This is a genomic window from Bacillus cereus group sp. BfR-BA-01356 (assembly GCF_022663635.1).
Classification (GTDB): domain Bacteria; phylum Bacillota; class Bacilli; order Bacillales; family Bacillaceae_G; genus Bacillus_A; species Bacillus_A cereus.
This window is the reverse complement of the sequence record NZ_JAKUFX010000057.1, coordinates 23040-32984: the sequence shown is the minus strand read 5'-3', so window position 1 is coordinate 32984 and position 9945 is coordinate 23040. Positions and strand designations below refer to the sequence as shown.

Below are 9945 nucleotides of genomic sequence, written 5' to 3'. Positions count from 1 at the left end.
ATATCTAGCTTAATATACATACTAACCACCTCAGAGTCAGTATGGAGAATCCAATTGAAAATGTACATATTTATTCAAGCGTTAATGTACATATTTAAGTTAGCATTTATACTATATAAAACCTTTACTTCTTAATCTTATATAAGCACAAAGTAAAACATAAGGGGATTTTTGAAAAAAGAGTATTATGGTCTAGTATAAAACTTGTATTTTAGAACTTTAAATATATTAAGATAATTCAAAGGGGAAAATAAAATCCAATAATCATTAAGATGGTAGTTTCTTTGGATTCGTTTCTTAAAATATCTATTTTTGATTTTCCTTATCTATTTTGTAATAAAACTTTTCATTAATAGATGAAAATATGTATGCTTTATTAGGAAATAATTAAGGTATCTTTTAATTATCTATAATTATTTGTTATAGAGGAATTAGATAATTGAAGTTCTTTTCATTTGGGAATACGGTGATAAAAAAGGAGGGACGGAGTTATAAGGATCAATAAGAATACATAATTAAATTGTTTTACAATAAAACATTCCATTCTCATTAATATTCTTATAATCACAAAAACCAAATGCTATAAAATGGATTGTTTGAAAAAGTTGTGAATATGTATATTTTTGGATGCGTTTACAATTATAATCATCATGATATCACTTCTCTTTTAAGAATGCGAAGTTTTGTCGTTATGTAAACATGGGTGCTCAAAACTTTACATTTTTTGTACAATATAAAATATTAAAATACAGTTGTACAGATAATTGATATTTCTTTATATGAAAAAATGCTTATAAATACTATGCAAAGCTAACGTATAATTTTTTAGACCTTATAGAATCAAATAAGAATAAAGATAGAAAATAAAATTGAAATACTAAGGCTAGCAAAGTAACGTGAGGTAATAGCATCTATTCTGAGTTTTGTAGTTAAATGTTACCTAGTGATAAGTAATTCAGTATTAAGGGAGGAGAAATGTAATGGATAAATTTATTACAGACTTAATACAAGATAAATCAATAATACGACAACTTCAAATTTTAGAAACCTTGATTGATAGCAATGAAATAAAGTCTTCCAAGGATTTATCACAAAGTTTAAAGTGTACAAGTAGAACAATAATAAATGACATTTCTCAGTTAAAACTAGCGCTTCCCGAAAATTGGGATTTAATAAGTGTTCAATCCAAAGGGTACCTATTAAAACGTGATTTTTCAAACGATTTCTCCGAATTAATTATTCCCTATTTAATGAATAGTGAACTTTATACAATATTAATCGGTATATTTAATCAAAAATATTATTCTTTAGAAAAATGGTCCCAGTTGTTATATCTAGATAAAATTACACTAAAAAAAATGCTGAAAAACTTTCGGAAGATACTTGTGAACTTTGGATTGGATTTTAATTTTAGAACGATTAAATTGATTGGCCAAGAAATAAACTTAAGATATTTTTATATAATGTTCTTTTATAATATCCAAAAGTATAAAGAAGTAATCAATTTAGATTCTAGATTACAAGAAAAAATTAAAAGCATTACTAGAATTCACAATGTAGAAATAGATTATAATATGCTAGCAGTTATTATTAGTGTATCTATAAAGAGAATTGCAAATAAACATTATATGTCAGAAGTTTTAGAGTTTCTTCCTATACTTGATACAAATAATTTAAATTGCATAAGTTCAATTATATGCGAATTGGAAATTTTCTTCAATATAAAATTCACAGAATATGAATTAAGTTATTTTAAGAATGCTTTTTCAATAATATTAGAATGGAACATTGAAGAAAAAAATAGGATCACAGATTATTATTATAAAATAAACAAAAAGACTTATGATAAAAACAAACATTTATTCCAAACAATATCTTCTGAAATAAATGTTTGTTTAGAAATAAAAGAAAAGATAAAACATGACTTGTATTTCAGGTTACATAAAATTTACAAGTTTCAAAAGTATGGTTTATCAATAGGCGCTTTTGGTAATGAATTTGACACTGTACATCATGAATTTTCAGAAGGACATAATAGAATTTATCCTCTTATTTCTTCTTGGAATAAAAAAATAAATAAAAGTAGATTAACTAACGATGAGATCAATTACATAATATACCATATTTTATTTATTGTCCATTCAAATCATAATAAAAAAGGATTGTTATTATTATCTGGTTCATCAGCTTTAAAGAAGTTTATTTATTATAAACTCAATCACGAGCTAGGTGATTTTGTAACACTACAACAAAAACCAGATTGTATGCATAAATTTGATGTTATTCTGACAAATTATCAAATCCCGAATACCCCAATACCTATAATTCGGATCTCAAACAAAACAATTCAAAAAGATTCAAGTTATGTTAGAAAAGTTTTATCCCCTTTTAACTAAACTTAAGGTTTTAGTTCTAAATAATGTATACTTTCCTTGTATGGAATAACTTATATGAAATCGATACTAGAAATTGATAACATGTATTTATTTTCAATTGAAGAACAGAATACTTATAAGACATAATTGATTTTTACGTATTGTTTGAAAGAATTCTCTTACCCCAAGTGCGTAACGATAGGTAGGAGATTCTTTTGGTTTGGCTTAGCCAAACAGCGCGTAATTGCATTTTTTATTTTCTTTATTATGTAATCAGTCATGCATAATGAAAATTTTGACATGTCAACAAAATTGGATTTTAAGAACGATTAAGTGTTCTTGTTATACTACCAATAGTGTATTGACGTGAAATACATAAATGATAATAATTTATCAAACTATGCAGACTTATTTTTCAGGTTATCCGTGAATTATAACATAACACTGCTAGTTTAGAATTATGCTGTTGTTTTATATTATTAATTTTACATATAACGATTAATGCTTTTGAATGCAATTTCTCGACTTAATAAATTAGATTTTCTCAAAGTGCAAAAACATCCATTGGTAAACACCTTCTGCCCATCTTAACTAAATATGAAAAAAATTGTGCAAAAAGAAATTGAAACAGTTATAGGATTATACTTTAGTTTTGAATATAAGAAAATTAATTAGGTTAACTACGAATTTAAATGTTACAGCTATTGAAGGACTAAAAATGAAAGATATGTTGCAATCAATTTATCTTAGAAAAAATGACACTGATAACGGTAGGGGAATGTTTACCTTATTTTAGTTTTTAAACTACACGAACAATGAAAATAATGTGTAAAAATTCACAAATAGATTCCCTCTACAAAAACATGTGGCAGCTGCGAGAGGAATATGTAATTTTCAGAAGGATTATATTTTTGTAAGTACGGTGTAACTTTCAATAGAGTCTGTAATGTAAATATCAACATCAAAGATGAACCAATATTTTTATCATTTTAGCCAAGAATTCTCTTTCCTCAAGGAGCGTGAAAGGATACAGTCCAGTGAGTATAGGTGGGAGATGAATTTTCTTCGAACAAGGGGTGGCTTCCTGCCTTGAAAAAAGAGCTTGTTTGGCTAAAAGAAGTGGATAGTATTGCGATTCAGTTTTCTGTTCGCAACTCTGTGGATGCTTTTACACGCTTTAAATCTAAGAAGAACAACGTACAATCTTATACGACAAAACAAACCAATGAAAACATTGGCGTTGTAGGAAACAAGATAAAGTTGCCGAAGCTAAGCCTTGTTTGATTTGCCAAAAGTCGCTAAGTAAAGGGACGTATTGTAAATGCTACAGTTAGACGGAATCCATTTGGTAGATACTTTGTGTCATTGTTAGTTGAAACAGAAGTTGGTGAAAGCAAAGCGTGTTCTTTCTAGAGGAATGAAAGGATCTTCCCACTAGAATAAACAGCGAGTAAAGGTAGATAGAATTCATGAATATATGGAAAATTATAAAAAACATTACCTGGACAAAAGCTCAACTGAAATCACCAAAAACCACTATGTTGTTGGTATAAAGGTTTTGCAAGTATCGAATATTTTAAAGAATCATAAGTTAGCAAAAGCCATTAATGAAGTATCATAGTCGCAATTTCGATCCTTGTTAGAATACAAAGCAAAATGGTATGGAAAATAAGTCATTGTTGTATCGAAAACATTTGATTCTAGCCAATTATGTTCTCATTGTGAATATCAAAACAAAGACGTTAGAAATCTAGACCTAGGTAAATGAGACTGTCCTTCTTATCTTACACGCTATAATGCGGATATTAACTCAATAAGCCATAAGGCTTCTAATCGCAAGGACTGCTGGGGTAGTTCAATAGCTCTGGTATAAATAGCAGTAAAATAACCTTTGGTACAATTCGATAGTTACTAGACGTAACGATTAGCCGAGAAATCCCCACTTTAGAGAGCACGTTAGGAGGTTAAGTGAAGGGTATTTCACAAATGATCGATTATATTTATAGGAAAAGGATAGATCACTTCATCTATAGATGAAATTATCTATCCTTTTATTTGTTAGATAGGAGATATAATTTACTCATAGCCCCAGAGAAAGTGTTAACAGGTGATAGCATCCAATTTTATAGTAAGGGAGGTTTTACTAAGTTCTAATAATTTTCTGGGTAATTAGTCCTTACAACGACTTACATTTAGGAAATTGCCTGTTAATAAAATTTATATAGTAAAGGAGTGCTTTAATGTAAAAAAATAGGGATAAATGAATTTTTGTGAATAGGAAGACCATTTGATAGGTAAATATTATAATTCAAAAAGTAGAATAAGCAAAATTGAGTAACACATTAATGATATAAACTAATTTTATACAATTGAAATTGATAAAAAGTTATGAGTGTTTAATAATCAGTAATTACCAATAAAGAATTAAGAATACAAGTTTACAAGAAATAAGTGTTACAAAAAATAGCTGAAAAGGAAGATGAACATGAACAAGAATAATACTAAATTAAGCACAAGAGCCTTACCAAGTTTTATTGATTATTTTAATGGCATTTATGGATTTGCCACTGGTATCAAAGACATTATGAACATGATTTTTAAAACGGATACAGGTGGTGATCTAACCCTAGACGAAATTTTAAAGAATCAGCAGTTACTAAATGATATTTCTGGTAAATTGGATGGGGTGAATGGAAGCTTAAATGATCTTATCGCACAGGGAAACTTAAATACAGAATTATCTAAGGAAATATTAAAAATTGCAAATGAACAAAATCAAGTTTTAAATGATGTTAATAACAAACTCGATGCGATAAATACGATGCTTCGGGTATATCTACCTAAAATTACCTCTATGTTGAGTGATGTAATGAAACAAAATTATGCGCTAAGTCTGCAAATAGAATACTTAAGTAAACAATTGCAAGAGATTTCTGATAAGTTGGATATTATTAATGTAAATGTACTTATTAACTCTACACTTACTGAAATTACACCTGCGTATCAAAGGATTAAATATGTGAACGAAAAATTTGAGGAATTAACTTTTGCTACAGAAACTAGTTCAAAAGTAAAAAAGGATGGCTCTCCTGCAGATATTCTTGATGAGTTAACTGAGTTAACTGAACTAGCGAAAAGTGTAACAAAAAATGATGTGGATGGTTTTGAATTTTACCTTAATACATTCCACGATGTAATGGTAGGAAATAATTTATTCGGGCGTTCAGCTTTAAAAACTGCATCGGAATTAATTACTAAAGAAAATGTGAAAACAAGTGGCAGTGAGGTCGGAAATGTTTATAACTTCTTAATTGTATTAACAGCTCTGCAAGCAAAAGCTTTTCTTACTTTAACAACATGCCGAAAATTATTAGGGTTAGCAGATATTGATTATACTTCTATTATGAATGAACATTTAAATAAGGAAAAAGAGGAATTTAGAGTAAACATCCTCCCTACACTTTCTAATACTTTTTCTAATCCTAATTATGCAAAAGTTAAAGGAAGTGATGAAGATGCAAAGATGATTGTGGAAGCTAAACCAGGACATGCATTGATTGGGTTTGAAATTAGTAATGATTCAATTACAGTATTAAAAGTATATGAGGCTAAGCTAAAACAAAATTATCAAGTCGATAAGGATTCCTTATCGGAAGTTATTTATGGTGATATGGATAAATTATTGTGCCCAGATCAATCTGAACAAATCTATTATACAAATAACATAGTATTTCCAAATGAATATGTAATTACTAAAATTGATTTCACTAAAAAAATGAAAACTTTAAGATATGAGGTAACAGCGAATTTTTATGATTCTTCTACAGGAGAAATTGACTTAAATAAGAAAAAAGTAGAATCAAGTGAAGCGGAGTATAGAACGTTAAGTGCTAATGATGATGGGGTGTATATGCCGTTAGGTGTCATCAGTGAAACATTTTTGACTCCGATTAATGGGTTTGGCCTCCAAGCTGATGAAAATTCAAGATTAATTACTTTAACATGTAAATCATATTTAAGAGAACTACTGCTAGCAACAGACTTAAGCAATAAAGAAACTAAATTGATCGTCCCGCCAAGTGGTTTTATTAGCAATATTGTAGAGAACGGGTCCATAGAAGAGGACAATTTAGAGCCGTGGAAAGCAAATAATAAGAATGCGTATGTAGATCATACAGGCGGAGTGAATGGAACTAAAGCTTTATATGTTCATAAGGACGGAGGAATTTCACAATTTATTGGAGATAAGTTAAAACCGAAAACTGAGTATGTAATCCAATATACTGTTAAAGGAAAACCTTCTATTCATTTAAAAGATGAAAATACTGGATATATTCATTATGAAGATACAAATAATAATTTAGAAGATTATCAAACTATTAATAAACGTTTTACTACAGGAACTGATTTAAAGGGAGTGTATTTAATTTTAAAAAGTCAAAATGGAGATGAAGCTTGGGGAGATAACTTTATTATTTTAGAAATTAGTCCTTCTGAAAAGTTATTAAGTCCAGAATTAATTAATACAAATAATTGGACGAGTACGGGATCAACTAATATTAGCGGTAATACACTCACTCTTTATCAGGGAGGACGAGGGATTCTAAAACAAAACCTTCAATTAGATAGTTTTTCAACTTATAGAGTGTATTTTTCTGTGTCCGGAGATGCTAATGTAAGGATTAGAAATTCTAGGGAAGTGTTATTTGAAAAAAGATATATGAGCGGTGCTAAAGATGTTTCTGAAATGTTCACTACAAAATTTGAGAAAGATAACTTTTATATAGAGCTTTCTCAAGGGAATAATTTATATGGTGGTCCTATTGTACATTTTTACGATGTCTCTATTAAGTAAGATCGGGATCTAATATTAACAGTTTTTAAAAGCTAATTCTTGTATAATGTCCTTGATTATGGAAAAACACAATTTTGTTTGCTAAGATGTATATATAGCTCAATTATTAAAAGGCTCTTAGAAAAAACGTATTTAAATTTAAAGTTAATGAATTGTAAGGAAAGGCACTTCATTCTCACCTCGTTATGTCATAGAAGAATTAGAATGTTTCCCAGAAATAGATAAATTATAGTTAGCGATTTGACAAACGAAAGAGAAATTCATTGTAGACAGTTTAGAATTACGCATTATAGATGAATAGTTTTATGCATAGTTGCTTTAAATGACACAGTATAAAAGATAAACATCACTCTTATAAGAGTGATGTTTATTTTTTTATACTGTGTTCTAACATAAGTGTATAGAAAAACATAATAAAAGTAGGGGGGGAAGTGTAGAGGTAAATGAATATTTTTCAGTAGAAGTATAATATGATTTTTAGTCCTTACTAATATCAGACGAAATTAACTATCTCATAAGGCTTATATTGATGGAGGATTAAAGTGTTTTTATAACAATTGGTGAATAGGTAGCTCCTTCATTTATCATTTTAGCCAAGAAGATTCCTTCCTCAAGGAGCGTGAAGGGTCACAGCACAATGAGTAGGTTGGAGATGAATTGGCTTGTTCAACATACATAAATCGCGACTGCCTCTCTTTAGAATACACGTTCGGTGTATGGTAGCCATATACAGAAATGGAGGTGAATCAAATGATGATTAATAAAGCTTATAAGTTTTATATCTTTCCAAATCAAGCACAAGCAATTCTAATCAATAAAACGATTGGTTGTTCTCGCTTTGTATTCAATCATTTTCTTTCCTTATGGGATGACTTATATAAAGAGGCAGGAAGAGGTTTGACCTATGGTACATGTTCTGCCAAAGTTCCTGCCATGAAGAAAGAGTTTGTTTGGCTAAAAGAAGTGGATATTATTGTGATTCATTTGTCTGTTTATAATCTTGCAGATGCGTATACACGCTTTTTCAAAAAATAAAACAGCGCCTCGCGCTTTAAATCTAAGAAGAACAACGTACAATCATATACCACAAAATTAAACAAACGAAAACATTGCCAGTGTAGGTAAAAAATAAAGTTGCCGAAAGTCGCGAAGTAAAGGGACGTATTGTAAATGCTACAGTTAGACGGAACCCTTCTGGCATATACTTTGTTTCATTGTTAGTTGAAACAGAAGTACAAGAACTTCCGAAAACACATTCTTACATCAGAATGGATATGGGACTAAAAGATTTTGCCATTTTGTCAGATGGAACAACCTATAAAAATCCGTAATTTTTTCGCTCATTAGAAGCGAAGGTGGCGAAAGTACAGCATGTTCTTTCTAGAAGGACGAAAGGATCTTCTCGCTGGAATAAGCAGCGAGTAAAGGTAGCTAGGATTTATTAATAAATGGAAAAATATAGAAAATATTACTTAGACAAAATCTCGACTGAAATCATCAAAAACCATGATGTTATCGGTATAGAGGATTTGCAAGTATCGAATATGTTACAGAATCACAAGTTAGCAAAAGCAATTAGTGAAGTATCATGGTCACAATTTCAAGCCATGTTGGAATACAAAGCAAAATGGTACGGAAAACAAGTTATTGTCTTATCGAAAACAATTGCTTCCAGCCAATAATGTTCTTGTTGTGGATATCAAAACAAAGACGTTAAAAATCTAAACCTACGTAAGTGAGACTGTCCTTCTTGTCGTACACATCATGATAGGGATATTAACGCAAGTATCAATCTAAAGAATGAAGCAATATGACTTCTAACCGAAAGGACTGCGGAGATAGCCTAATCAATTAGAGTTCGATAGAATTCTTTACTTAGGAATCCCTCACTTCTAAATGAAGTGAAAGTGGGGGTAGTTCAAAAAAAGCATAGATATCTTCTTCTATAGGTGAAGATATCTATGCTTTTTCTTTTTAAATTAAAGATATACTTTACTCATACGGCAGGGAAAATTATTAACAGGAGATAATATCCAATTCTAATAATTGTATAAATAGTTTGAACATTTTTGAAAATTAACCAAACAATTTTTGTTTTGAAAAATGGATTCTCTAATACACCTGTTAATGTAACGTATGGAAAGGAGAATAGAAGCAGTTAAGAAAGCGGTAAATGGATGATTAACTAGATTTAAGAAAGATGAAGGGTAATTTTTGAGAAATAAAATAATCAACTGGAATGATTAGGAATTTCGGTATTGTGACAGTTTTCAAATTTTATACTAGTAATAAATAAATTACTTTTTGAAAGTAATATCATTACAAAAGGTACTTGGAATCTTCTTGCTTATTCCATGATTCCAAGAAAAATCGCCATTTACACACTAGTGGACCAAAATACAGAAACAAGCGAACATGCTAGATTTGCAAATAATGGTGGTGTCTCATCTGGTATATGCTGGGTATTACTGTAGATGATTTAGGGAGGAGCATGATGGATGGCTAAATGTAGGCTTTCATGTTTAAAGTATGATCCTTCCTATACCATATACAAATTATGCGTATAACAAAAGTGAGAATGATTCCTATGTTTAAGACTTAATTAATAATTATAATCAAAGTTAGAGTTGTAATTGTGGTTGTAAATAAGCACTTTCTTAAAAATATTCGTTATTATCAGGCTAATTTAGTATCTTTAATTTTAATATATTACTT

General features: G+C 29.5%; 2 protein-coding genes and 2 pseudogenes. All 4 read left to right on the top strand.

Annotation, left to right across the window (positions count from 1 at the left end; translation table 11 throughout):
- Positions 1–980: 980 nt before the first annotated feature.
- Entirely contained in the window at positions 981–2396 is a 1416-nt protein-coding gene (locus MR168_RS18635; protein ID WP_021727664.1) for an AcpB/EbpR/MafR family transcriptional regulator, read from the top strand.
- Positions 2397–3455: 1059 nt separating this feature from the next.
- Positions 3456–4140, top strand: a pseudogene (locus MR168_RS18630) (zinc ribbon domain-containing protein); the annotation flags it as partial.
- Positions 4141–4860: 720 nt separating this feature from the next.
- Positions 4861–7230, top strand: a complete 2370-nt coding sequence (locus MR168_RS18625) for a vegetative insecticidal protein Vip3A family protein (RefSeq protein WP_001039073.1) — start codon at positions 4861–4863, stop codon at positions 7228–7230.
- Between the two features lie 750 nt (positions 7231–7980).
- Positions 7981–9044 (top strand): annotated as a pseudogene (gene tnpB / locus MR168_RS18620) (IS200/IS605 family element RNA-guided endonuclease TnpB).
- The last annotated feature ends 901 nt before the right edge of the window (positions 9045–9945 follow it).